This is a genomic window from Amycolatopsis sp. lyj-108 (assembly GCF_046549005.1).
In the GTDB taxonomy this organism is placed as follows: Bacteria; Actinomycetota; Actinomycetes; order Mycobacteriales; family Pseudonocardiaceae; genus Amycolatopsis.
In genome coordinates, this window is the sequence record NZ_JAJPWQ010000008.1 from 195,648 (window position 1) to 218,027 (window position 22,380).

Sequence of the window (22,380 nt, forward strand, 5' to 3'; positions counted from 1 at the left end):
GTGACAACACCTTCCCCCGGGCAGCCCTGTGACCTGGGCGGAAGCGTTACTTCAGCGCCTCGAGGAGGGCCTCGCGCTGCCGCTCGCCCAGGCCGGCGGCACGCCGGTCCGGGTCGATCCCGGCCTGCTCCAGCAGGGCGGCGACCTTGACCGCGCCCAGGCCGGGCACGGCCTTCAGCAGCTGCGTGACCTTCGTCTTGCCGATGGTCTTGTTCTCCTTGGCCTGCTTGAGCACCTTGTCGATGCTCTCCTTGCCGGACTTGATCGACGCAAGCAGCTCGGAGCGCGCTTTGCGAGCCTCAGCCGCCTTGGCGAGGGCATCGGCGCGCTGCTCCGGAGTCAACGTGGGCAGAGCCAACGTAGTAGTCCTTTCATCTCAGGTCTCCGCTTTCGCGGCCGACGGCCTTTAACCATGCTTGCAAGAGCAAGCGCTGGCCAGCCGTCTCTGTAACCACGGCTCCAGTAAACGCCACCCGTTCCTCGGCCGTGAAACCGACACGCACTTATTACCCCTCGACCACGTCACGGGCAACCCGCCCCAGCCTGCGGAAACACGCCGTTCGGGCGGCGATTCGCCCGTGTTCATCACCCTTATGAGCGATGCCAGTACTTCGCACTGTCAGCCATTTTTCGTTTCATGGCAGGAAAAATGCGAATTATTGATGATCTTGGCCTGAACCGGCGAACACCCGTTAGCGCGACACTGTGACCGAACGGTTGCCTGCGATGTTACTGACCGGTTCACCCCTCCCGGATTAGAGTCGGCGCAACCCCAGTTCACCGGAGAACGAGCACCACGGGAGTACGCGATGTTGAGCACGATGCAGGACGGGCAGCTGTCACTGGGCAGGCTGCTCCGCCACGGCACCACGGTGCACTCCGAAAGCGAAGTCATCACCTGGACCGGTTCAGAAGCCCGCCGGGAGACCTACGGCGAACTCGGCAAGCACGCCGCGAAGCTCGCCAACGCCCTCCGGAGCCTCGGCATCACCGGTGACCAGCGCGTCGGCACGTTCATGTGGAACAACGCCGAGCACATGGCCGCGTACCTCGCCATCCCCGCCATGGGCGCGGTGCTGCACACGCTCAACATCCGGCTGTTCCCCGAGCAGCTGGTCTTCGTCGCCAACCACGCCGAGGACCAGGTCGTCATCGTCGACGGCACGCTGGTCCCGCTGCTGGCCAAGCAGCTGCCCGAGCTGAAGACCGTGCGTCACGTCATCGTGGCCAACGGCGACGCCGCCACCCTCCCCGCGCCCGACGGCGTCCAGGTGCACTCCTACGACGAGCTGCTGGCCGGCCAGCCGGACACCTTCGACTGGCCCGACGTGGACGAGCGGTCCGCCGCCGCGATGTGTTACACCTCGGGCACCACTGGTGACCCGAAGGGCGTCGCATACTCCCACCGGTCGATCTGGCTGCACTCCATGCAGGTCACGATGTCCGACAGCATGCGGCTGGCGCAGCACGACAAGGCCCTCGCGATCGTCCCGATGTTCCACGCGATGGCGTGGGGCATGCCGTACGCGGCGATGATGGTCGGCGCCTCGCTGCTGATGCCGGACCGCTTCCTCCAGCCCGCCCCGATCGCACAGATGCTCGACGTCGAGAAGCCGACCTTCGCCGGCGCCGTCCCGACGATCTGGCAGGGCCTGCTGTCCCATCTCGACGCGAACCCGCAGGACATCTCGCATCTGCGCGAGGTCGTCGTCGGCGGGTCGGCCGCGCCGCCGTCGCTGATGCACGCGTTCGAAGACCGCTACGACGTGCCGATCCTGCACGCCTGGGGCATGACCGAGACGTCGCCGCTGGGCAGCGTCGCGCGTCCGCCCGCCGCCGCGACCGGCGAGAAGGCGTGGGACTACCGCTACACCCAGGGCCGGTTCCCGGCGTCCGTCAGCGCCAGGCTGATCGGCGACAACGGCGAGGAACTGCCGTGGGACAACGAAAGCGTCGGCGAGCTCGAAGTGCAGGGCCCGTGGATCGCGGCGTCGTACTACAGCGGCACGAGCGGTGACGAGCCCGATCCGGAGAAGTTCCACGACGGCTGGCTGCGCACCGGCGACGTCGGCAAGATCAGCCCCGACGGCTATCTCACGCTGACCGACCGCGCGAAGGACGTCATCAAATCCGGCGGCGAGTGGATCTCCTCGGTGGACCTGGAGAACCAGGTGATGGCGCATCCCGCGGTGGCCGAGGCGGCCGTGGTCGGCATCCCCGACGAAAAGTGGGACGAGCGGCCGCTGGTCGCCGTCGTGCTCAAGGAGGGCGAGAACGTCACGGCCGAGGAACTGCGCGAGTTCCTGTCCGACAAGGTCGCGAAGTGGCAGCTTCCGGAGAATTGGACCTTTGTGGACGAAGTCCCGAAGACCAGTGTCGGCAAGTTCGACAAGAAGCGGCTGCGGGCGTTCCACTCCGAAGGCAAACTCGACGTCAGTCAGCTCTAACGGGTTAATCTCCCGCGCGCCTGCGCTTCCGTGAAGGCCATCTTGAGGGACGCTGTTCCCTGAAGATGGCCTTCACTGCGTTCGGCGAAGGGTTTTGTTGGTGCGTAAGACAAACAGGCGAACGTTCCTGGCGCTGGCGGGGACGACCCTGCTCTCCGCCTGTGGATCCAACACCGTCCAAACAGGAAACCCGCCGCCTTCGACGGCCTACTCCGCCGGGGTGACCAGGCCGAAACCGAAGCCCGTGGATCTCACGCAGTGGTATCACCCGTATCCCGAAGCCGGTGTCCAGGAAGCCGTCACGCGCTACGCGGCCGCGTACCAGAAGTCCAAGGTCGCGGTGCAGTGGAATCCCGACGACTACGAAGCGAAACTGAACGCCGCGCTTCAGGCGGGGCCGGTCCCGGATGTCTTCGAAGGCCAGGTCACCGTCGACCGCGTCCGGCAGAACCTCCTCGTCCCGCTCGACGACGTCATCGGACCCGTGCGCGGGGATTTCAACCCCTCCGTACTGGCGGCGCAGACGGTCGGCGGCAAGCTCTACGGCATCCCGCAGGCGCTCGACGCCCAGGTTCTCTTCTACCGCAAGAGTTTCCTGCAGGAGGCCGGAGTGCAGCCGCCGCAGACACTCGGCGAACTCGTCGACGCGGCGAAGAAACTCACCAAGGACGGCGTCAAAGGCCTGTTCGCCGGCAACGACGCGGGCGCCGCGGCGCTCGCCGGTCCGCTGCTGTGGTCGGCCGGGCTCGACTACGTCAAGGACGGCAAATCCGTCGGTTTCGACGATCCGCGCGCCGCCACGACGTTCGCGAAACTCCACGAGCTCAACGGTTCGCTGCTGCTCGGCGCTTCGACGGACTGGGCGGATCCGCTCCCGTTCATCGACGGGCTCACCGCCATGCAATGGACCTGGCTGTGGAACCTGCCGAAGATCCAGGACACCGTGAAGGACGACTTCGGCATCCTGGCCTTCCCCCGGCTCGACGCGGCGGGCGCGCCGTCCGTCCCGGTCAGCGGGTTGAGCGCGATGGTGCACTCCAAGAGCCTGAACCCCAACGCCGCCAAGGATTTCGTCAAGTGGCTGTGGTTGGAGCGCACCGACTTCCAGCAGGAGTTCGCCACCAGGTTCGGTTTCCACCTGCCCGCGCGGCTGAGCGTGCTCGACAAGGTCAGTACGGCGGCCGACGCGGCGAAGCTGGTCAAGGAGAACGGCCGCGCCGCCGGTCCACTGTGGACACCGACGGCGAACACCGCGCTCGTCGACGCGCTGGGCCGGATCGCCCGCGACGGCGCGGATCCGGTCGCCGAGACGAAGGCCGCGGTCGAGGCCGTCAAAGCCGAGCTGGGCCGCCTGTCCGTGTGAGCCGCCGCGAGCGTGGATGACCGCGAGCCTTCCACAAGACACCGACTGTGTGGATTTTGGTGCGTTGGATGACCCGAAATCCACACGGTCCCCGCGTGACCGGTGCGGTCACGACAGACACACCCTCACCCTCGGTGACATCTCCCGTCTCGACGAAACCTAGTCCCCGGACACGCCCCAGATCGCCAGCTCGACGGCGACGTCGTCTTCGTAGAGCAGCGCGCAGTTGGCGCTCCAGCGCGGGCGTCGTTCGAACGGCAGGCGTCCCGCCTTGTCGAGTTCGTCGAAGGCGGCGACGGACGGCTCCTCGGTGCCGAACGCGGCGAGGAGTTCGGCGTCGGTCAAGGGCCGGATGGTGCCGAAGTCGTCCTCGCCCGTGGCGCTGATGAACTCGTGGACGTCGAGCACGGAATGAGTCCCGGACTCCTGGACGCTCTCCACCTCGTACAGGTCGTCGATCGAATCCGGGCGGCCGAGTTCGTCGCCTTCCCAGAGGTAGTCACCCTCCGCGAAGACGCGCGCCTTCATCGCGTCCAGCGCCGCCCCCGGGTCGCCGTCGAACCGGCCGCGGACAGACCAAGCCGAAGCACCCACCGGGGCCACCTCCTCGTTTCGCCGAGCGGCCAGCGTAACCAGCCCGCTTGGCTCCTTGAGTATTCGGCCGAACGTGACAAATCTTCGCATTACCCTTTTCCCACGTTCACCCCACGGCTAACGTCGTGCGGCATCGTCCTTCCGCGACGACCATCCGAGACGACTGGGGGCACCGCCATGTCCGACATCTCGAGGCGCACCTTCGCCGCGGCGGGCGCCGCCGGCGTCGGCCTGCTGCTGTGCACGCCGACCGCAAACGCGCTCGACCGGGCGCTGGCGCGCACCTCGGCCCGCGCGGTGCGCACCGCGGGAACCACCCTCGAAGCGGCGGCGGCCCCGCTGAAAACCGGTCCTGGCTACACCCGGCTGACCGCGGGCCCCGGCTGGCCGCTCGTGGTCCGGGGCGACCTCGCCGCGCCGAAATCCGGCCGCGACGAGCGACGTCGCGCGATGGCCTCGTTCGCGCAGTTCACCGACCTGCACTTCACCGACGCCGAGAGCCCGGCGCGGTTCGAGTACCTGCACCCGTTCGTCGGCTCGGCGCACCGGCCGCAGGAGACGCTCGGCCCGGTCGCGACGACGGCGCTGGTGGAGCGCGTGAACAGCCTGAAGGCCGGCCCGTTCACCGGACGGCCGATCGACTTCATGGTCACCACCGGCGACAACACCGACAACCACGAGCTGATCGAGCTCGAATGGTTCCTCAAGGTGCTCAACGGCGGCACGGTGAACCCGACCTCTGGCGACCCGAACTTGCACGAAGGCGTCCAGACGTCCGGGTCTTCGCACTACTGGAATCCCGGCAAGCCGCTGGACGACGCGTACACGAAGAAGGGTTTCCCGCAGCTGCCCGGCCTGCTCGGCGCGGCCTCGAACACCTTCACCTCGCCCGGTCTCGACGTCCCGTGGTTCTGCACCTTCGGCAACCACGACGACAGCATCGTCGGCACGGTGCCGGACCTGCCGGGGATGGACGCCTGGTACACCGGCCGCTTCAAGGTGATCGGCAAGGACGAGACGACGTCACGGAAACTCGCCAAGGCGATCGGGTCCGGCTCCGGTGTCCCGGTCACGGAGCTGTTCGGCGGCTCCGGCACGATCCGCGAGGTCACCCCGGACGTGCGACGGCGGCCGTTCAGCACCGCGGAGTTCGTGCGGCACCACCTCGACTCCGCCAACACCGGCCCCGGCCCGGTCGGCCACGGGTTCAGCGAGAACAACGCCGACGGACGGAACGTGTACTACACCTTCCGCATCGCGCCGGGTGTCGTCGGCATCAGCCTCGACACCACGACGATGGCCGGGCTGGCCGACGGGTCCATCGGGCTCGGGCAGTTCACCTGGGTGGAGAACACACTCAAGCGCAACAGCTCGACGTACTACGACTTCTTCGGGCGCAAGGTCACTCAGAACGTGACGGACGAGCTGTTCATCCTCTTCAGCCATCACACCAGCGACACCATGGGCAACGTGCTCCCGGACGCGCGGCATCCGCTGGAGCTGCGGCTCAACGGTGACACGTTCGTCTCACTGCTGCACCGGTTCCCGAACGTGCTGGCGTGGGTCAACGGGCACACGCACCACAACAAGATCACCCCGCACGCCGGCAAGACCGCGAAGCAGAGCTTCTGGGAGATCAACACCGCTTCGCACATCGACTTCCCGCAGCACGCGCGGATCATCGAGGTCGCCGACAACACCGACGGCACGCTTTCACTGTTCACGACCTTGATCGAGGCGGAAGCCCCGTACGAGGCACCGTACTCGGACACCTCGACGCAAGCGCTTGCGTCGCTGTACCGGGAGTTCTCGTACAACGACATCCACGCTTCGCTGTCCGCCGTCGGTACCCCTCAGGACCAGAACACCGAACTCCTGCTGCCGAACCCGCTCGCCTGAGGCCCCTCAACTATTTACATACCCGGCGTAACCGGCGAAAATTCCTTCCTTACTGGGTGGACTCGAGGGATGGAGCCGGGATGCGCATACGAGGGCTGGTCACGCTGCTGACTATCGCGACGATGACAGCGGTGACGGCACAGACGGCGGAAGCGGGGCCCGGCCGCCCGGACGACGAGTCGATCGACTACCACGAATGGTCCGGTCACCACGGTTTCCGCGACGGCAGGCTGGAAGGCCTCGATCTCGACCACGGAGCGCTGCGCATCGACCGCCCGATCGGCACCATCGAGCACACCGAACCCGAACTCGGGACCACCAAGACCTACGAATACGGCCAGTGGACGTCGCGGAGCCACACGCAGGGCTTCGATGCCTCACAGCTGGTCGCTTCCTGGAACGCGAAGACGCCGGCCAAGACCTGGCTCAAGGTCGAGGCGAAAGGCCGCACCGCGGCGGGCGCCGAGACCTCCTGGTACGTCATGGGCCGCTGGGCCAGCGGGGACGCCGACATCAAGCGCACCAGCGTCGACGGCCAGAGTGACGCCAACGCCGCGGTCGACGTCGACACGCTGGTCATGAAGGCGGGTGTCGCACTCCGCTCGTACCAGCTGCGAGTCAGCCTGTACCGCGAAGCCGGTTCCCGCGCCACGCCGTCGGTGTCGTCGGTCGGCGCCATGACGTCGCTGGTCCCGGACCGCTTCGAGGTCAAGGCGACCAAGCCGGGCCGCGCCACCGGCATCGAGCTCAAGGTGCCCGCGTACGCGCAGAACATCCACAAAGGACAGTTCCCGGAGTATGGCGGTGGCGGCGAGAACTGGTGCAGCCCCACGTCCACCGAAATGGTCGCCGAGTACTGGGGCAAACGGCCCAAGCGCGAGGACATGACGTGGATTCCGGAGGGTTACGTCGATCCGACCGTCGCGTACGCCGCCCGCTACACGTTCGACTACGCCTACGACGGAACGGGCAACTGGCCGTTCAACACCGCGTACGCCGCGTCACTCGGACTGCGTGGGCACATCACCCGTTTGCACTCCTTGAACGAACTCGAAAACTACATCGCGCGCGGCATCCCGGTGATCACGTCGCAGTCGTTCAAGGCCGAGGAACTCGACGGCGCGGGCTACGGCACCGCCGGGCACATCATGGTCGTCGTCGGCTTCACGAAGGACGGTGACGTGATCGCGAACGATCCGGCGGCGAGCAGCAACGACCGCGTCCGGCATGTCTACAAACGACACCAGTTCGAGACGATCTGGCAGCGCACCAAGCGGTACAACACGAATGGCGGCGTTTCCAGCGGTCCTGGCGGGGTCGCCTACATCATCACTCCGGGGCACTGAATCGGTTCCCCACCCGAGCGGATGTCGCGATCCGGGCTGCCCTCGTGGCAAGCTACGGAGTCGACTACTCGGAGGTGGGCATGCCGTACGAGGCCGCTGGTTTCGTGGAGGCCGTCGGCGACGGCGTCACGGACCTCGAACCGGGCGACTACGTGATCCTGAACTGGCGCGCGGTCTGCGGTACCTGCCGGGGCAGGCCCTGGTACTGCTTCTCGACGTTCAACGCCACCCGGCCGACGACACTGGCCGACGGCACCGCCCTGCCCTCCGCGCTCGGTGTCGGGGCGTTTCCCGAGAAGACGCTTGTCCACAGTGGACAATGCACGGTCGTGCTCGTCGGCGTCGAGCGGGCCTTCGAGCGGATGCACCACGGCGACGTCCTCCGCAGCGCGGTGACGTGGTGAAACTCTTCACCGACGCCGATTTCCCCGCCGACCCGTATCCGGGAGCGCGGCCGGGGCATTCGTTCGTCCACTTCGACGGCGCCGGGCACAGTCTCGACACCGCGCCGGAGGGCTGGCGCGAATGCCAGGCCGTGCTCGCCTACGGATCGAACGCGTGCCCGTCCAAGATCACCTGGCTGCGGGAGAACATGGGCCTGACGGGTCCGGTCGTCGTCTGCCACGCGCGCTGCACCGACCTCGCCGCGGTCTGGGCGTCCGGGCTGCGGTTCAGGGACGGGCAGCGGCCCGCGACGCTCGCCGCCGCGCCGGGGGTCGTCGAGGAGCACTCGGTCTGGTTCGCGACGCCGGACCAGCTCGCGGTCCTCGATCGCTGTGAGGGCAACGGACAGCGCTACGACCTGGTGCGGCTGACCGCGCCCGCCATCACCCTCGACGACGGCACCGTGCTCGACGACGTCGTGGCGTACGTCGGCGCCGCGGACATCCGCCTGCCGATCCTCGTGGACGGCGGGCATATCCGCGTCGCCGACCTCGAACAGCGCCGGGCCGCGGCGCTGGAAGGCATCCCCGCCGAAACGCACGGGCTGGACTGCACGCTGGTCCAGGCCTCGACCTTGGTCAGAGAAGCTTCCCGGGATTGAGGATCCCGGTCGGGTCGACGGCCTTCTTCGCCGCTCGCAGCACTTCGACACCGAGCGTCCCGATTTCCGCCGCCAGATAAGGCGCGTGGTCGACGCCGACGGCGTGGTGGTGCGAAATGGTGCCGATGCCGGTGATCGCCTCCGACGCCGCCGCCTTCGCCCGCTGCCACTGGCCGATCGGGTCGGCCTCGTCGCGTGCGGTGAGCACGGTGAAGTAGAGCGACGCGCCCGTCTCGTAGGCGTGCGAGACGTGGCACATGATGATCGCGTTGCCGAGGGTCGCGGTGAGCGCGGCGCGGACGGCGTCACGCAGGTCGCTCAGTTCCGCCCAGTACGCTGCGGTTTCCAGGGTTTCGACGCAGACACCGTTGTCCAGCAAGGCATCCCGCTGCCGAGGCCCGGAAAACCGGCCGCGGCGCCAGGATTCGCCGAGGGCAGCGCCGATGCGGACGGCACCGAACGGGGCCAGCACACCGGTGGTCTCCTGACGGCGCCGGGCGACTTCGCGTTTCGACGCGCCCTCCCAGCCGACGATCAGCAGGCAAGGCGCGTGGACTCCCCGTGCCTTGAGATACCGGCGCAACGCCTTGGTCTTCAAGCTGTCGTTGAGCGCGAGCGAAACCTCGCTCTCGTCCACATCGGACAGTCGCGTGACGTCCGCGAGCACGTGCCGCTGGGCGAGTTCCCGGACGGCGGCGGTGCCGTTCTCCCAGCCGTCCAGGACATAACCCTCATAACGGCGCACTTCCGGCACCGGACGGACACGGAGGGCGACCTCGGTGATCACGCCGAGCGCGCCTTCGCTGCCGATGGCGAGGTGCCGAAGGTCGGGTCCCGCCGCCGAAGCCGGGGCGACACCGAGCTTCCATTCGCCACGCGGTGTCGCGAGCCGGACACCCGAAACCATGTCCTCGAACCGGCCGTAACCCGACGAGGCCTGCCCGGCGGACCGGGTCGCGGCGAAGCCACCGATGGTGGCGCGTTCGTAGGACTGGGGCACGTGCCCGAGGGTGAAGCCGTGCGCGGCGAGCAGCCGATCGGCCTCCGGCCCGGTGACACCCACTTGGAGCACCGCGATCCTGGACACGGGATCGACGGAGACCAGTTCACCGAGCCTGGTGAGGTCGAGCGCGATCACCGCGCTCTTGTCCCCACGCAGCGCCGAAACCCCGCCGACCACCGACGTCCCGCCGCCGAACGGGACGACGCCGACGTCGTGCCGTGCACAGATTTCCAGTACCGACTGGACTTCGGCGGGATTCTCCGGCAGGACGACGGCGTCCGGCACCGGAAAATCACCGAAGCCCCGGCGCCGCATCAGGTCTAGATAGGACAGACCGCCCGCCCGCGCGAGCCGTTCCCCCGGCACCACCAGGACATGGCCGGCGCCGACGAGTCCTTCGAGGTCTCGTTTCGGCTGTTCGCCCAGCGCCGAATCGGGAACGGACAGCGCCGAATCGGGCGCGAACGGCGCCGCGGAGCCCAGCGGGCCGATACGCTGGACGAGCCACCGCAGGGCTTTCGCCGGAAGGTGGGCCGCGTCACCGGCTTCGGGCGTCCAGGATCGTCTTAACCGGTGGTCAATAAGCTCCGTCACGACTACAGTGTTACATATGGACGTAAAACGTCACTCACCTGCGGAAACAGGCGTTTCGGCACTGGCGGACACCCGCTCCCGCCAGGCCTCGACGCGCGTGTCCGACGACGTTCTGCTCGACGCCGCGAAGAAGTGCGTGCTCGCGGTCGGCGTGCGGCGGACCACGCTCGCCGAGATCGCGCGGACCGCGAAGGTCAGCCGGATGACCGTGTACCGCCGGTTCCCGGATGTCCGCAGTGTGCTCGCGACCCTCATGACCCGTGAGTTCGGCGGACTGCTGCAGGGCGCCGCCGAACCGGACATCGAACCGGCCAGCTTCCGCGAGAAGCTCGTGCAGAGCTCCTCGGCCGCGGTCGCCGTGCTGTCGGGCGATCCGCTGTTCCGCACGCTGCTGGACCTCGACCCCGAACTGGTGCTGCCCTACATCGTCGAGCGGCTCGGGAAGACCCAGCGCTTCGCCGAAGGCGTGATCCTGCACCTGCTGCGCTCCGGCCACGAAGACGGCTCGATCCGCAAGGGCGACCTGCCTTCGCAGGCTCGCACCCTGTTGCTGCTCATCCAGTCCTTCGCGTTCTCCTACCGTCCCGCCACGTCGGACGTGGACGAGAAGAAGCTGATGACGGAGTTCGCTCTCATGCTCGACGCGGCGTTGCGACCGTGACGCCCGGCTCGCTCAACGCACTCCGGCGCGAACGGGAACTCACGGCGCTGGCCGGCGGTGAGCGGGTCGATCTGGTGGTGGTCGGCGGCGGGGTCACCGGCGCCGGGATCGCGCTGGACGCGGCCGCGCGCGGGCTCTCGGTTGCCCTCGTCGAGGCGTACGACCTGGCGTACGGGACGTCGCGCTGGTCCAGCAAACTGGTTCACGGCGGGCTCCGCTACCTGGCCAAGGGCGATCTGGCGCTGGCGCACGAAAGCGCCGTCGAACGCGGGATACTGATGACCCGCACCGCCCCGCATCTCACCAGGGCGATCCCGCAGCTGTTCCCCCTGTACCGCAAGACCTCCCGCGGCCAGCAGGCGTTCATCATGACCGGCCTCGTCGCCGGTGACGGCCTCCGCCGCGCCGCCGGGACCCCGGCGTCGGTGCTGCCGCGGCCGAGGTCGATCCCGGCCGCGGAGGCGCTGGCGCTCGCGCCCGGCCTGACTCCGCAAGGTCTGCGCGGCGCGTTGCTGGCCTACGACGGCGCGCTGACCGACGACGCGCGTCTCGTGGTGAGCCTGGCGCGCACGGCGGCGTCACGCGGCGCGAAGATCCTGACGAAGGTCGAGGCGCTCCGGCTCGACGCGGAATCCGTACTGGCCCGGGACAGGCTCACCGGCCAGGAGATCGAGATCCGCGCCCGTCAGGTGATCAACGCGACGGGCGTCTGGGCGGGCGAACTGGCGGAATCGGTGCGGCTGCGGCCGTCCCGCGGCTCACACCTCATCCTGGCTTCGGGAGCGGCACGGATCGGCGCGACGTCGGTCAACGTGCCCGTCCCCGGCGAGAACAACCGGTTCGTCTTCCTGCTGCCGCAACCCGACGGCCGCGTGTTCGTCGGGGTCACCGACGAGCCGATCGACGGCGCCGTCCCGCGCGTGCCGTCCGTGCCGGAGTCCGATGTGGACTTCCTGCTCGAAGTGGCGTCGACGGCGTTCACCCGCCCGCTGACCCGCGCCGACGTCGCGGGCTCGTTCGCCGGGCTGCGGCCGCTGGTCGAAGGCAGTGGCGGGAGGAGCGCGGATCTCTCGCGCAAACACGCGGTGGTGACCGGCGCCGACGGCGTGCTCACCGTCGTCGGCGGCAAGCTGACGACGTACCGGAAGATGGCCGAGGACGCCGTCGATGCCGCGTTGAAGCGCTCCGGGCTCCTCGCCGGGCCGTCGACCACCTCCCGGCTCCCGCTGCTCGGCGCGACACCGCGCGACCGCCTGTCCACTGTGGACGCACCTGCCCGGCTGGTCGCGAAGTACGGCACCGAAGCACCGCGAGTCGCGGCACTCGGCGAGGTCGACCCCGAACTGGGCCTGCCCCTGTTCGACGGCACCGACATCAGCGCGGCGGAGGTCGTCTGGGCCGTGCGGCACGAGGGCGCGCTCGACGTCGAGGACGTCCTGGAGCGCCGCACCCGGCTCGGCCTGGTCACCCCGGACGCCGAGGCCGCCCGCACCCGCGTCCGGGAACTCGTCGGCAAGTCCCTCGCCGGCCTCGCCTGACCCCCTCGCAATTAGTCACCTACTTGCGGCGAAGTGTGCGCCCAGCTTGACGAGTCGTTGGGTTTTTGCAACAGTATGTTCCATGAGTCCGGTCAGACGCGGCAAAGAGCTGCCGATCTACAACCGGCTGCCCGTGCTCCGGGCGGAGCGTGGACTGAGCAGGGCCGCCCTCGCCGCGGCCGTCGAGGTCAACCCACAGACCATCGGCGCGCTCGAACGGGGCGACCACTACCCGAGCCTGGACCTGGCGTTTCGCATCTGCACGGTGTTCGACCTCCCGGTCGAGGCCGTGTTCAGCCGCGAACCGTTCACGCCACTGTCCACTCAGGTCTACCGGGAGGGGGGAACATGAGCGAGGAACGAGGCCGTCTCGCGGCGTACTGGGAGCGCCGGCTGGAACGGCTGGACGAGATCGAACGCAAGCGGGCGCTGCGACTGCCGACCTGGCGCACGCGGAAACGGCGGCGGACGTTGAGTGTGCTCGTGCTGACGGGCAACCTGATCCTGATCATCGGTGCCGCCACGTTCCGTTCTCAGCCCTCGACGTTGTTCGTCGTGTGCTGGTTCGGTGGCTGCGTCGTCGCCGGCGGCGCGTACTACCTGCTGCGAATCCTCACCGGCAAGATGAGCGGCGGGTTCTCGCTCCGGCTCGACGAACGCGAGCGGGAATGGCGCCACCGCGTGACCTTCATCAGCTATCAGATCTTGGTGGGGCTGATGATGATCGCGGTGCTCTACAGCCTGATCATCGCCGACACCGAGGACGGCGGCGTCCGCGGCGCGATGATGGCCTGCGCACTGCTGGTCACCGGCACCACGCTCGCCGGCGTCATCCTCGGCTGGACGCTGCCGGACGACGATCCGGAGGACTTCGACGAGGTGAGCCCCGCATGACCACCACCCGGACGCGATCGGACCGCCGTCGTCTCGCCGTCGCGGCCGTGATCGGCCATCTGGTCGTGATCGCCGGTGCCGCGCTGCTCCGCGAGCCCACGCTGTGGTTCGCCGTCGGCCTGATGGGGCCGGGATTGTGTCTCTGCGTGGGCACCGCGGCGGTACTGCGCAAGGCAGTCGGCAGACCCGGCTCCGGCGCGGGTGATCTCGACGAACGCGAACTGCTCTGGCGCGACAGGGCGCATTACAGTGCCTTCCAAGGGATCTGCCTCCTGATGGCGGTGGATCTCGCTTACGGGCTTTACGCGGCCGGGCAGCCGGATTCCGGTTCCTTGCTGGCCGCGATGACAGCGGCGTTGCTCGTCTTCGGAACGTCGCTGCCGGCACTTTGGCTCGCTTGGCGGCTGCCGGACGACGACCCCGATGACTTCACCGACTTCGAGGGGGTGACTCCGGCATGACCGGGGACAAGAAGCGTTACAAGGTGTCCGTCGGCGTGGTCGCCGTCGTGCTGGTGGCGAGTGGGGTCCTCGCCGGCGCGGGCCGGGCGGTCCTGGTGTACCGGGCCACCTCGGTGATGGGCAACGTCAAGCTGGACGGGCTGATCCAGCGGAACCGCACGGTTTCCGGCGTCCATCGGGGATTCACGGCGCTGGTGCGGTATTTCGAAGAGGGGAAGTGGAAATGAGCGAGGGGAAACTGGAGATCGACCGGATCTCCAAGAAGTACGGCGCGAAGGTCGCGCTGGACGAGGTGAGCTTCGAGGTCCAGCCCGGCGAGCTGTTCGGGTTCGTCGGCAGCAACGGCGCGGGCAAGACCACCACGATGCGGATCGTCCTCGGGGTGCTGTCGGCCGACTCCGGGCAGGTGCTCCTCGGCGGCGCCCCGATCACCCACGAGACCCGCACGCATATCGGGTACATGCCGGAGGAACGCGGGCTGTACCCGAAGATGAAGGTGCTGGAGCAGCTGGTCTACCTCGCCGAACTGCACGGGATGTCGGCCAACGACGCCCACCGCAGCGCCGAGAACTGGATCGCCAGGCTCGGGCTGACCGAACGGCGCAAGGACGAGGTCCAGAAGCTGAGCCTCGGCAACCAGCAGCGCGTGCAGCTCGCGGCCGCGCTGGTGCACGATCCGCGGGTGCTGGTGCTGGACGAGCCGTTCTCCGGCCTCGACCCGCTGGCCGTGGACGTGATGAGCGGCGTGCTGCGCGAGAAGGCCGCGACCGGGGTGCCGGTGGTGTTCTCCAGCCACCAGCTGGATCTGGTCGAGCGGCTGTGCGACCGGGTCGGCATCATCCGAAGTGGACGGATGGTCGCCTCCGGCACCGTCGGGGAACTGACCGCCGGCGCGGGCAACGGGCTCGTCGTCACCGCGCCCAACGCCGCGCCCGGCTGGGCTTCGGCTGTTCCCGGCGTGCGCTCGGTCGAGCAGAACGGCCCGACGGCGATCCTCGAACTCGAGGCGGGCGCCGACGACCAGGCCGTGCTCGCCGCGGCGCTGGCCACGGGCCCGGTCACCGAATTCACCAAACGCAGGCGTTCGCTGACCGACCTCTTCCGCGACGCGGTCGCGGAGAAGCCGGCGGCACAAGGAGTTTCCGCATGAACACCGTCTCTTCGTGGCGCGCGGTCTGGCTCATCGCCAAACGCGAGCTGAACACCCGGCTGCGCACCCGGTCCTTCGTGATCGGCACCGCCGTGCTGCTGGTGATGCTGATGGGTTACGTCCTGCTGCAGTCCACGCTGATCAGCAACGAGGACAAGAGCAAGGTCGGCCTGTCCGGCCAGACCGCCGGAATCGCGCAGCAGCTCCAGACGGCGGGTGCGGCGATCGGCGAGAAGATCGAGACCGTCACCGTCACCGATCCGGCGCAGGGCCGGACGCAGGTCGAGAACGGTGATCTCGACGCGTTGCTGTCCGGCAACGCCACCGAGCTCAACGTGCTCGTCAAGTCCGAATTGGACACCAAGCTGCGTTCCCTGCTGAACGGCGTGTCCCAGCAGGAAGTGCTGAACGGCATTCTTTCCGAGGCCCAGCGGTCGCCGGAAGAAGTGATGCAAACGGTCCACCAGACCCAGGTCAAGGTCGACTCGATCAAACCGCCGGACCCCGAGAAGTCGCAGCGGATGGTGATCGGGCTGATCGTGGCGGTGCTGCTGTACATGAGCATCGTGACCTACGGGACGCTGGTCGCCCAAGGGGTGGTCGAAGAGAAGTCCAGCCGGGTCGTGGAGATCCTGCTGTCCACCGTACGGCCGTGGCATCTGTTGCTGGGCAAGGTGATCGGGCTCGGCCTGGTCGGGCTGACCCAGCTGGTGATCATCGGCGGCGCCGGGTTGATCGTCGCTTCCGCGACCAACGTGCTGACGCTGTCCGGGGTCGCGACGGGCGCGCTGCTGTGGGGTGTGCTGTGGTACCTGCTCGGATTCCTGCTGTACGCCACCGTCTACGGCGCGATGGGCTCGCTGGTCTCGCGGCAGGAGGACACGCAGTCGGTCATCGGCCCGGTCAACATCGTGCTGATCCTCGGCTTCATCGTCGGGTTCAACCTGCTGACGCAGGCGCCGGACGGCACGGGGACGAAGGTCCTTTCCCTGGTGCCGCTGCTTTCCCCGGTGCTGATGCCCGCACGGATCGCGGCCGGGACCGTCGAGGTGTGGGAGATCGCGCTGTCGCTCGGCCTGACGGTGGCCGCCATCGCCCTGTTCACCTGGCTGGGCGCGCGGATCTACCAGAACAGCGTCCTGCGGGTCGGCAGCCGGATCAAGCTTTCGGAAGCCCTGCGCGGCTGACCTCAAGTCCGTGAGGGCCTCCTTCCCTACTCTCAGGGTAGGGAAGGAGGCCCTCACGGACCTTTGATGGCGCCGTAGCGCTCCAGGGCGACCTGGCGTTCGTGAGCGTGGTCCACCATGGGCGCGGGGTAGCCGGGCACGTCGGCGGGTTTGTGCACGGCTTTTCCTTGCACGGAGCGGAGTTCGGCGACGTAGCGGCGGACGTAGTCGCCGGAGGGGTCGAACTTCTCCCCCTGCGTGGTCGGATTGAAGATCCGGAAGTACGGCGCGGCGTCGGTGCCGCTGCCCGCCACCCACTGCCAGTTCAGCTGGTTCGACGCGAGGTCGCCGTCGACCAGATGCTTCATGAAATGCCGGGCGCCGAGCCACCACGGCAGATGCAGGTCCTTGACCAGGAAACTCGCCACGATCATCCGGACGCGGTTGTGCATCCAGCCCTCGGCGAGCAGCTGCCGCATCCCGGCGTCGACGATCGGGAAGCCGGTGCGTCCTTCGCACCACCGCCGGAATGCCTCGTCGTCGCTCTCGTATTCCATGGCGTCGAAGCGGGAATCGTAGTTCTTCCGCGCGGTTTCGGGGCGATGCCACAGGACGTCGGCGTGGAACTCGCGCCAGGCGAACTCACCGCGCAATGCCTTCGCGCCGGATCCCTCGTTCCCGGCGAGGTCGGCCAGCAAGGTGCGCGGGTGGACGCAACCCCAGCGCAGATACGGTGAAAGCCTTGTCGTACCGGGACGATCCGGCCGGTCGCGATCCTCGTCGTAGGTCTCGACGCCGTCGTCCAGGAATTCGTGCCAGCGCTCCAGCGCCGCCTTCTCGCCGGGCTCCGGCAGCTCCATCCCGTTGAGCGAAGGGGATTTCGGGAACTTGACCGAACGCGGCGGCTCCACCCAGTCCACTATGGACCTTCCGGTGTCGGCGGGCCGCGGCCAGCCGTGGCGCACCCACGCACGGTAGAACGGGGTGAACACGCGATAGGGGTCGCCGTCGGGCTTGACGACGCGGCCGGGGGTGATCGCGTACGAGGAACCCGTCTCGACCCAGGCGATGTCGTGCTCCGCCAACGCCTTTTTGACCTCGTCGTCGCGACGGCGGCCGTACGGTCCGGTGTCCGCGCTGACGTGCACCGTCGCGGCGCCGATCTCGCGCGCGGCCTTGACGACCTCCACGGCAGGGTCGCCCTTGACGAGCATCAGCCGTCCGCCGAGCTGATCGTCCAGCGCCTTCAGGCAGCCGTGCAGGAACGCGACACGCGGGGCACCGGACGGTTCGAGGAGCGCGTCGTCGAGGACGTACAGCGCGAGGACATGTTTGCTGTGCTTCGAGGCCTCCAGCAGGGCGGCGTGGTCGCCGAGGCGGAGGTCGCGGCGGAACCACAGCACTACCGGGGCTTCTCTGGTCACTCCGGAAACCCTAAGCGCGCTCCTCCGACCCTGCACGCCCGGATGCAATGAAAGGTCCTTTCCTTGCGAATTTTGCAAGGAAAGGACCTTTCATGGCGCTTGACGGAGGGGGATCAGCGCTCCGCGATGGGCGCGTAGTCCCGCGACGCGTAGCCGGTGTAGATCTGCCGCGGGCGGCCGATCTTGGTGGCCGGGTCCTGGATCATCTCGCGCCAGTGCGCGATCCAGCCCGGCAGGCGGCCGAGCGCGAACAGCACGGTGAAGTACTTCGTCGGGAAGCCGAGCGCCCGGTAGATCAGGCCGGTGTAGAAGTCGACGTTCGGGTACAGCTTCCGCTCGATGAAGTAGTCGTCCGAGAGCGCGGTCTCTTCCAGCTTCTTCGCGATGTCGAGCAGCTGGTCGCCGCCCTTGAGCTTGGAAAGGATCTCGTCCGCGGTGTTCTTGATGATCTTCGCGCGCGGGTCGTAGTTCTTGTAGACCCGGTGCCCGAAGCCCATCAGGCGGACACCCTTTTCCTTGTTCTTCACGCGGGTGACGAAGTTCGCGACGTCGCCGCCCTCGGCCTGGATGCCCTCGAGCATGTCCAGCACCGCGCTGTTGGCGCCACCGTGCAGCGGGCCGAAGAGCGCGTTGATACCGGCCGAGATCGAGGCGAACAGGTTCGCCTCGGAGGAGCCGACGAGGCGCACGGTAGAGGTCGAGCAGTTCTGCTCGTGGTCGGCGTGCAGGATGAACAGCAGGTCGAGCGCCTTGGCGACGTCCGGGTCGACCTCGTAGGGCTCGGCGGGGAAGCCGAAGGTCATCCGCAGGAAGTTCTCGACCAGGCCGAGCGAGTTGTCCGGGTACAGCAGCGGCTGGCCGACGGACTTCTTGTACGCGTACGCGGCCAGGGTCGGGACCTTGGCCAGCAGCCGGATGGTGGACAGCTCCACGTTCGGTTCGTCGAACGGGTTGAGCGAGTCCTGGTAGAAGGTCGACAGCGCGGATACGGCGCTGGAGAGCACCGGCATCGGGTGCGCGTCGCGCGGGAAGCCACTGAAGAAGGCCTTGAGGTCTTCGTGCAGCAGGGTGTGGCGCTGGATCTTCTCGGTGAACTCGGACAGCTGCGTCTGGGTGGGCAGCTCGCCGTAGATGAGCAGGTACGAGACCTCGATGAAGGTCGACTTCTCGGCCAGCTGCTCGATCGGGTACCCGCGGTAGCGCAGGATGCCGGCGTCACCGTCGATGTAGGTGATGGCCGACGACGCGGCACCGGTGTTCACGAAGCCCGGGTCGTGCGTGATGTACCCGGTCGTCGCCAGCAGCTTCCCCAGCTCGATCCCAGGCGCGCCCTCGACCGGGTGGATCACCTTGAACTCGTGCTCACCATTGGGCAGGCGCAGCGTCGCGGTCTCGCCCGTCGTCGCGTCGGACATGTAAGTCCCTCTCACGTTCAGCACGGGCCGGCGGCGCCTGTAGGTCCCACAGGTACGCCCTCTTTCTCGCGCGTGACCCATGGCCTCGCTGCACACCGCCCCGCTGGGGTATGAATTCCCCTCCACGCTAGTCGAGAATGGGGTCAACGCGCAGCGGGTGAGTTGCTCACAACAGCCCCTTTGGGACCAGGTTCACACGGCGGATGCCATATCCCCGGCCGTCGGCGGTTCCGCCCCGCTCCGCGAGACGGTGATCGACGCCGCTTTCGCCGCGAATTCGAGCGCCGCACGCCAGCCGCCGGCGTCGAGTGTGGACACGTCACGCACCCCGTTCGAGTACAGCCACGCCAGCAGGGCGCCCTGCACGGTGTCACCGGCGCCGATCGTGTCGACGACGTCGACCCGGCGTGACGGGACCTGCGCGATTTCGCCCGCTCGTGTGATGACGGACAGCCCCTGCGCGCCGCGGGTGAGCACGACGGCATCGACTCCGCAAGAGGTCCAGACCTTTGCCGCGTCGACCGGATCAGCGCCTTCGGCAAGCCATTCCGTGTCGTCGTCGGAGATCTTGAGCAGCCGGATATGCGGCAGCCAGGACTGGAACCTCGCCCGGTACGCCGCCGGATCGGTGATCAGCGCCGCACGGATGTTCGGATCGAGGACGGTCAGCACACCGCGGTCGGATTCGCGGCGCAACACGGTTTCGTAGGTGCTCGCCCCCGGCTCCAGGACCATGCCGAGGGTGCCGAGCGAGAGCGCCGTCACATTCTCCGGCAGCGGGCCGGGGTCGCCGACGAGCCTGTCCGCGGTGCCCTCGGTGTAGAAGGTGTACCGCGCCGAACCCTTCTCGTCGAGCGCGACCACGGCGAGCGTCGTCGGCTCGTTTCCCCGTTGCAGCAAGGTGGTGTCGACACCGGAGGCGTGCAGCCGGTCCACCAGCGCGACACCGAACCGGTCGTTCGAGACCCGCGAGAAGAACCCCGTCGGGACGCCGAGCCGCCCGGCGGCGAGCGCGACGTTGTAGGGACCACCACCCATCCGGGGCAGCAGCGCGCGCAACCCACCGTCCACAGTGGAATCCAACGGTGCACCGGGAACGAGGTCGACCAGCGCCTCTCCACCTACGACGATCACGGGCGCGATGCTAGCCGAGGCGGCGGCAAGACCACCAGAATTGTCAGTTCAGGACATTTTTTGTCGCGATCCCGCCAAGGAGAAGTTCCGAAAGCGCGGTGAACGCCTCGGCGTCGGTCACCCCGGCGCGCTGGCCGATGACGCCGGTCTGGATTCCCTCGATGATCAGCCCCGCCATTTCCGCGATCAACCGCGCGTGCACCTCGCGGAAAACTCCGTCGGTGACGCCGCGGTCGATGAACGACCGGATCCGCTGGGCCGCGGCGCGGCTGTTGAGCTGATACGCGTCCCGCGCCGGCGCGAATTCGGCGATATCGGTCATGAAAGCGGCCGAAGCGCGATTCAGGTACTCGGAGATCCCGGCGAGGTACTCCCCGAGGATCTTGCGGGCGTCGTCGATCCCGTCGATCCGCTCTTCCAGCAGCTCGGCGGCGCCCTTGAAAAAGTGGGTGACGACCTTGACCGCGAGCTGCTCCTTGCTGGGCGCGAGCGCGTAGAGGGTCGACTTCGAGCAGCGGAGCCTTGCGGCGAGATCGTCCAGCGTGAACTGGGAGAACCCCTCGGCGAGGAAGAGCTCTTCAAGCTCCGAGAGCAGTGCTCTCTGGCGCGCGGTGGGCTGGCGGCGCGGGGTCATCGGATCACTATCCCTTACCCGGATCGTGGGTCCCCAGACAGTTCATACTGTACTCTCAACGAGCCCACAGTACTGTTTTGAGTACAGTTCAGCTCGGAGGAGCCATGCCGGCGGACCGTCTTCTGCCCAGCACCGAGGCCCAGGACCTGCTCGACCTGGCCAAGGAGATCGCGCGCGAGGAGCTCGCCCCGATCGCGAGCAAGTACGAAGAGACCGCGCACTTCCCGCGCGAGCAGTTCCGGCTGCTCGGACAGGCCGGGCTGCTCGGGCTGCCGTACGCGGAGCGATGGGGCGGCGGGGACCTGCCGTACGAGGTCTACCTGCAGGTTCTCGAGGAGATCGCGACCGCGTGGATGTCGGTCGGCGTCGGGCTGTCCGTGCACACGATGTCCTGCTTCGCACTCGCGCACAACGGCACCGACGAGCAGCGCGACCGCTGGCTGCCCGCGATGCTGGAAGGCGGCCTGCTGGGCGCGTACGCGCTTTCGGAGACCCACGCCGGCTCCGACGCGGCCGCCCTCTCGACCCGCGCGCGGCTCGACGGCGACCAGTACGTCGTGAACGGCACGAAGGCGTGGATCACCCACGCGGGTGAGGCCGACTTCTACACGACCATGGTGCGCACGAGCGACGACGGCGGGCAGGGCATCACCTGCCTGCTCGTCGACGCGGCGACGCCGGGCCTCTCGGCCGCGCCGCCGGAGCGGAAAATGGGCCTCACCGGCTCGACCACCGCGCAGCTGATGTTCGACGACGCCGCCGTCGACGCCGACCGCCGGATCGGCGAAGAGGGCCAGGGCCTGAAAATCGCGCTGTCGTCGCTCAGCTCCGGACGGCTGGGCATCGCCGCTTGCGCCGTCGGGCTCGCGCAGGCCGCGCTGGACGAGGCCCTCGAATACGCGAAGGGGCGCACGCAGTTCGGGCGGCCGATCATCGAGTTCCAGGGCCTGGAGTTCCTGCTGGCCGACATGGCCGCGACCGTCGAGACCTCCCGCGCCATGTACCTCGACGCCGCCCGCCGCCGCGACCGCGGGCTGCCGTTCCAGCGGCAGGCCTCCATCGCGAAGCTCGTCGCGACCGACGGCGCGATGAAGGTGACCACCGACGCCGTCCAAGTCCTCGGTGGAGCCGGATACACGAAGGACTTCCCGGTGGAGCGGTACATGCGAGAGGCGAAGGTGCCGCAGATCTTCGAGGGCACGAACCAGATCCAGCGCATGGTGATCGCGCGGGAACTCCGGAAGGCCTGACTCTCCGCGCTGATACGAACACCAGTGGTCACGTGGTGATCGTGAGACATGCGGAGAGGTCGGCCTTCTGAATCGCCTGCTGTCGATCGCGGAGTACGCGGCGCTCGGTGAGCCCGATTCCGGATTCACCGAGCTCGTGGAAGGCCGGCTGCCCGATCACCTCGAGTTCATCCAGGACATCGACGTGGACCTAGGGCTGGTGCCGCCCGGCGAGCCGGGTTTCGCCAGGCGACCGGATCTGATCATCGCCCTCTGTGCGGCAGGCGAACTCGGCTACCAGGACGCTCCGGCCATGCCCGGCGAATTCGCCGCCGCCGAGCCGTTTCCGGTGAAACTGGAGCCCGATCGGCTTCTGGCGTAGC

Annotated in this window: 22 protein-coding genes and 1 pseudogene; 16 read left to right on the forward strand and 7 right to left on the reverse strand. The window is 68.1% G+C overall.

Annotation, left to right across the window (positions count from 1 at the left end; genetic code table 11):
• Positions 1-46: 46 nt before the first annotated feature.
• Positions 47-358: an integration host factor, actinobacterial type gene (mihF, locus tag ACLJO0_RS27840; RefSeq protein ID WP_005155963.1), complete on the reverse strand. Its 312-nt coding sequence runs from the start codon at positions 356-358 to the stop codon at positions 47-49.
• A gap of 451 nt (positions 359-809) precedes the next feature.
• Between mihF and ACLJO0_RS27845 the strand changes: the two genes are divergently transcribed.
• Positions 810-2,447, forward strand: coding sequence for a long-chain fatty acid--CoA ligase (locus ACLJO0_RS27845; protein ID WP_410581507.1), 1,638 nt, complete (start codon positions 810-812; stop codon positions 2,445-2,447).
• 100 nt (positions 2,448-2,547) lie between these two features.
• A complete protein-coding gene (locus tag ACLJO0_RS27850; protein WP_410581508.1) occupies positions 2,548-3,810 on the forward strand; it encodes an ABC transporter substrate-binding protein in 1,263 nt (420 codons plus the stop codon).
• Between the two features lie 159 nt (positions 3,811-3,969).
• Here ACLJO0_RS27850 and ACLJO0_RS27855 read toward each other — a convergent pair whose 3' ends face one another.
• On the reverse strand, positions 3,970-4,404 hold the full coding sequence (locus ACLJO0_RS27855; protein WP_125789340.1) for a hypothetical protein: 435 nt from the start codon (positions 4,402-4,404) through the stop codon (positions 3,970-3,972).
• Positions 4,405-4,581: 177 nt separating this feature from the next.
• Between ACLJO0_RS27855 and ACLJO0_RS27860 the strand changes: the two genes are divergently transcribed.
• The 4 genes and pseudogenes from ACLJO0_RS27860 (at position 4,582) to ACLJO0_RS27875 (ending at position 8,694) form a co-directional block, all read left to right on the forward strand.
• Positions 4,582-6,303: a TIGR03767 family metallophosphoesterase gene (locus ACLJO0_RS27860; protein ID WP_410581509.1), complete on the forward strand. Its 1,722-nt coding sequence runs from the start codon at positions 4,582-4,584 to the stop codon at positions 6,301-6,303.
• Between the two features lie 80 nt (positions 6,304-6,383).
• Positions 6,384-7,649, forward strand: a complete 1,266-nt coding sequence (locus ACLJO0_RS27865; RefSeq protein ID WP_410581510.1) for a peptidase C39 family protein — start codon at positions 6,384-6,386, stop codon at positions 7,647-7,649.
• 8 nt (positions 7,650-7,657) lie between these two features.
• Positions 7,658-7,981 (forward strand): annotated as a pseudogene (locus tag ACLJO0_RS27870) (alcohol dehydrogenase catalytic domain-containing protein); the annotation flags it as partial.
• 68 nt (positions 7,982-8,049) lie between these two features.
• A complete protein-coding gene (locus tag ACLJO0_RS27875; protein ID WP_410581511.1) occupies positions 8,050-8,694 on the forward strand; it encodes a gamma-glutamylcyclotransferase family protein in 645 nt (214 codons plus the stop codon).
• Here the strand turns inward: ACLJO0_RS27875 and ACLJO0_RS27880 are convergent.
• Entirely contained in the window at positions 8,672-10,291 is a 1,620-nt protein-coding gene (locus ACLJO0_RS27880; protein WP_410581513.1) for an FAD-binding oxidoreductase, read from the reverse strand. The two genes, ACLJO0_RS27875 and ACLJO0_RS27880, sit on opposite strands and share 23 nt — an antisense overlap.
• Positions 10,292-10,388: 97 nt before the next feature.
• On the opposite strand from ACLJO0_RS27880, the gene ACLJO0_RS27885 reads away from it, so the two are divergent.
• From ACLJO0_RS27885 to ACLJO0_RS27920, 8 genes are all read left to right on the forward strand, one after another.
• The gene (locus tag ACLJO0_RS27885; RefSeq protein WP_410581807.1) at positions 10,389-10,952 is read left to right on the forward strand and encodes a TetR/AcrR family transcriptional regulator; all 564 of its coding nucleotides are present in this window, start codon (positions 10,389-10,391) and stop codon (positions 10,950-10,952) included.
• Positions 10,949-12,490, forward strand: coding sequence for a glycerol-3-phosphate dehydrogenase/oxidase (locus ACLJO0_RS27890; RefSeq protein ID WP_410581514.1), 1,542 nt, complete (start codon positions 10,949-10,951; stop codon positions 12,488-12,490). The genes ACLJO0_RS27885 and ACLJO0_RS27890 overlap by 4 nt, the downstream gene beginning before the upstream one ends.
• 82 nt (positions 12,491-12,572) lie before the next feature.
• Complete coding sequence (locus ACLJO0_RS27895) at positions 12,573-12,842, forward strand: helix-turn-helix transcriptional regulator (RefSeq protein ID WP_410581515.1); 270 nt, start codon at positions 12,573-12,575, stop codon at positions 12,840-12,842.
• Complete coding sequence (locus ACLJO0_RS27900) at positions 12,839-13,384, forward strand: hypothetical protein (RefSeq protein WP_410581516.1); 546 nt, start codon at positions 12,839-12,841, stop codon at positions 13,382-13,384. The genes ACLJO0_RS27895 and ACLJO0_RS27900 overlap by 4 nt, the downstream gene beginning before the upstream one ends.
• Positions 13,381-13,845 (forward strand): hypothetical protein, encoded by a 465-nt coding sequence (locus tag ACLJO0_RS27905; RefSeq protein WP_410581518.1) that lies wholly within the window; start codon positions 13,381-13,383, stop codon positions 13,843-13,845. The genes ACLJO0_RS27900 and ACLJO0_RS27905 overlap by 4 nt, the downstream gene beginning before the upstream one ends.
• Positions 13,842-14,072, forward strand: a complete 231-nt coding sequence (locus tag ACLJO0_RS27910; RefSeq protein WP_410581520.1) for a hypothetical protein — start codon at positions 13,842-13,844, stop codon at positions 14,070-14,072. The genes ACLJO0_RS27905 and ACLJO0_RS27910 overlap by 4 nt, the downstream gene beginning before the upstream one ends.
• A complete protein-coding gene (locus ACLJO0_RS27915; RefSeq protein WP_125791622.1) occupies positions 14,069-14,995 on the forward strand; it encodes an ABC transporter ATP-binding protein in 927 nt (308 codons plus the stop codon). Before ACLJO0_RS27910 ends, ACLJO0_RS27915 begins: the two co-directional genes overlap by 4 nt.
• A complete protein-coding gene (locus ACLJO0_RS27920; RefSeq protein WP_410581522.1) occupies positions 14,992-16,182 on the forward strand; it encodes an ABC transporter permease in 1,191 nt (396 codons plus the stop codon). The genes ACLJO0_RS27915 and ACLJO0_RS27920 overlap by 4 nt, the downstream gene beginning before the upstream one ends.
• Positions 16,183-16,235: 53 nt before the next feature.
• Here ACLJO0_RS27920 and ACLJO0_RS27925 read toward each other — a convergent pair whose 3' ends face one another.
• The 4 genes from ACLJO0_RS27925 to ACLJO0_RS27940 all read right to left on the reverse strand — a co-directional run bounded on the left by ACLJO0_RS27925 (position 16,236) and on the right by ACLJO0_RS27940 (position 20,768).
• Positions 16,236-17,585 carry a cryptochrome/photolyase family protein gene (locus tag ACLJO0_RS27925; protein ID WP_410581523.1) on the reverse strand — a complete coding sequence of 450 codons (1,350 nt, stop codon included), beginning with the start codon at positions 17,583-17,585 and terminating at the stop codon, positions 16,236-16,238.
• Positions 17,586-17,698: 113 nt separating this feature from the next.
• A complete protein-coding gene (locus ACLJO0_RS27930) occupies positions 17,699-19,000 on the reverse strand; it encodes a citrate synthase (protein WP_125684045.1) in 1,302 nt (433 codons plus the stop codon).
• Between the two features lie 192 nt (positions 19,001-19,192).
• Positions 19,193-20,134: a carbohydrate kinase family protein gene (locus ACLJO0_RS27935; protein WP_410581525.1), complete on the reverse strand. Its 942-nt coding sequence runs from the start codon at positions 20,132-20,134 to the stop codon at positions 19,193-19,195.
• A gap of 43 nt (positions 20,135-20,177) precedes the next feature.
• Complete coding sequence (locus ACLJO0_RS27940; RefSeq protein WP_125791456.1) at positions 20,178-20,768, reverse strand: TetR/AcrR family transcriptional regulator; 591 nt, start codon at positions 20,766-20,768, stop codon at positions 20,178-20,180.
• A 104-nt stretch (positions 20,769-20,872) separates the two neighbouring features.
• On the opposite strand from ACLJO0_RS27940, the gene ACLJO0_RS27945 reads away from it, so the two are divergent.
• Both ACLJO0_RS27945 and ACLJO0_RS27950 read left to right on the forward strand, forming a co-directional pair.
• A complete protein-coding gene (locus ACLJO0_RS27945; RefSeq protein ID WP_410581526.1) occupies positions 20,873-22,018 on the forward strand; it encodes an acyl-CoA dehydrogenase family protein in 1,146 nt (381 codons plus the stop codon).
• A gap of 67 nt (positions 22,019-22,085) precedes the next feature.
• Complete coding sequence (locus ACLJO0_RS27950) at positions 22,086-22,379, forward strand: hypothetical protein (RefSeq protein ID WP_410581808.1); 294 nt, start codon at positions 22,086-22,088, stop codon at positions 22,377-22,379.
• The last annotated feature ends 1 nt before the right edge of the window (position 22,380 follow it).

Excerpts from the sequence above, each read along its gene's own strand:
- ACLJO0_RS27940 (WP_125791456.1), bottom strand. The coding sequence starts at position 20,768 with ATGACCCCGCGCCGCCAGCCCACCGCGCGCCAGAGAGCACTGCTCTCG.
- ACLJO0_RS27845 (WP_410581507.1), top strand. The coding sequence starts at position 810 with ATGTTGAGCACGATGCAGGACGGGCAGCTGTCACTGGGCAGGCTGCTC.
- ACLJO0_RS27865 (WP_410581510.1), top strand. The coding sequence starts at position 6,384 with ATGCGCATACGAGGGCTGGTCACGCTGCTGACTATCGCGACGATGACA.
- ACLJO0_RS27920 (WP_410581522.1), top strand. The coding sequence starts at position 14,992 with ATGAACACCGTCTCTTCGTGGCGCGCGGTCTGGCTCATCGCCAAACGC.
- ACLJO0_RS27910 (WP_410581520.1), top strand. The coding sequence starts at position 13,842 with ATGACCGGGGACAAGAAGCGTTACAAGGTGTCCGTCGGCGTGGTCGCC.
- ACLJO0_RS27860 (WP_410581509.1), top strand. The coding sequence starts at position 4,582 with ATGTCCGACATCTCGAGGCGCACCTTCGCCGCGGCGGGCGCCGCCGGC.
- ACLJO0_RS27895 (WP_410581515.1), top strand. The coding sequence starts at position 12,573 with ATGAGTCCGGTCAGACGCGGCAAAGAGCTGCCGATCTACAACCGGCTG.
- ACLJO0_RS27930 (WP_125684045.1), bottom strand. The coding sequence starts at position 19,000 with ATGTCCGACGCGACGACGGGCGAGACCGCGACGCTGCGCCTGCCCAAT.
- ACLJO0_RS27905 (WP_410581518.1), top strand. The coding sequence starts at position 13,381 with ATGACCACCACCCGGACGCGATCGGACCGCCGTCGTCTCGCCGTCGCG.
- ACLJO0_RS27900 (WP_410581516.1), top strand. The coding sequence starts at position 12,839 with ATGAGCGAGGAACGAGGCCGTCTCGCGGCGTACTGGGAGCGCCGGCTG.
- ACLJO0_RS27915 (WP_125791622.1), top strand. The coding sequence starts at position 14,069 with ATGAGCGAGGGGAAACTGGAGATCGACCGGATCTCCAAGAAGTACGGC.
- ACLJO0_RS27945 (WP_410581526.1), top strand. The coding sequence starts at position 20,873 with ATGCCGGCGGACCGTCTTCTGCCCAGCACCGAGGCCCAGGACCTGCTC.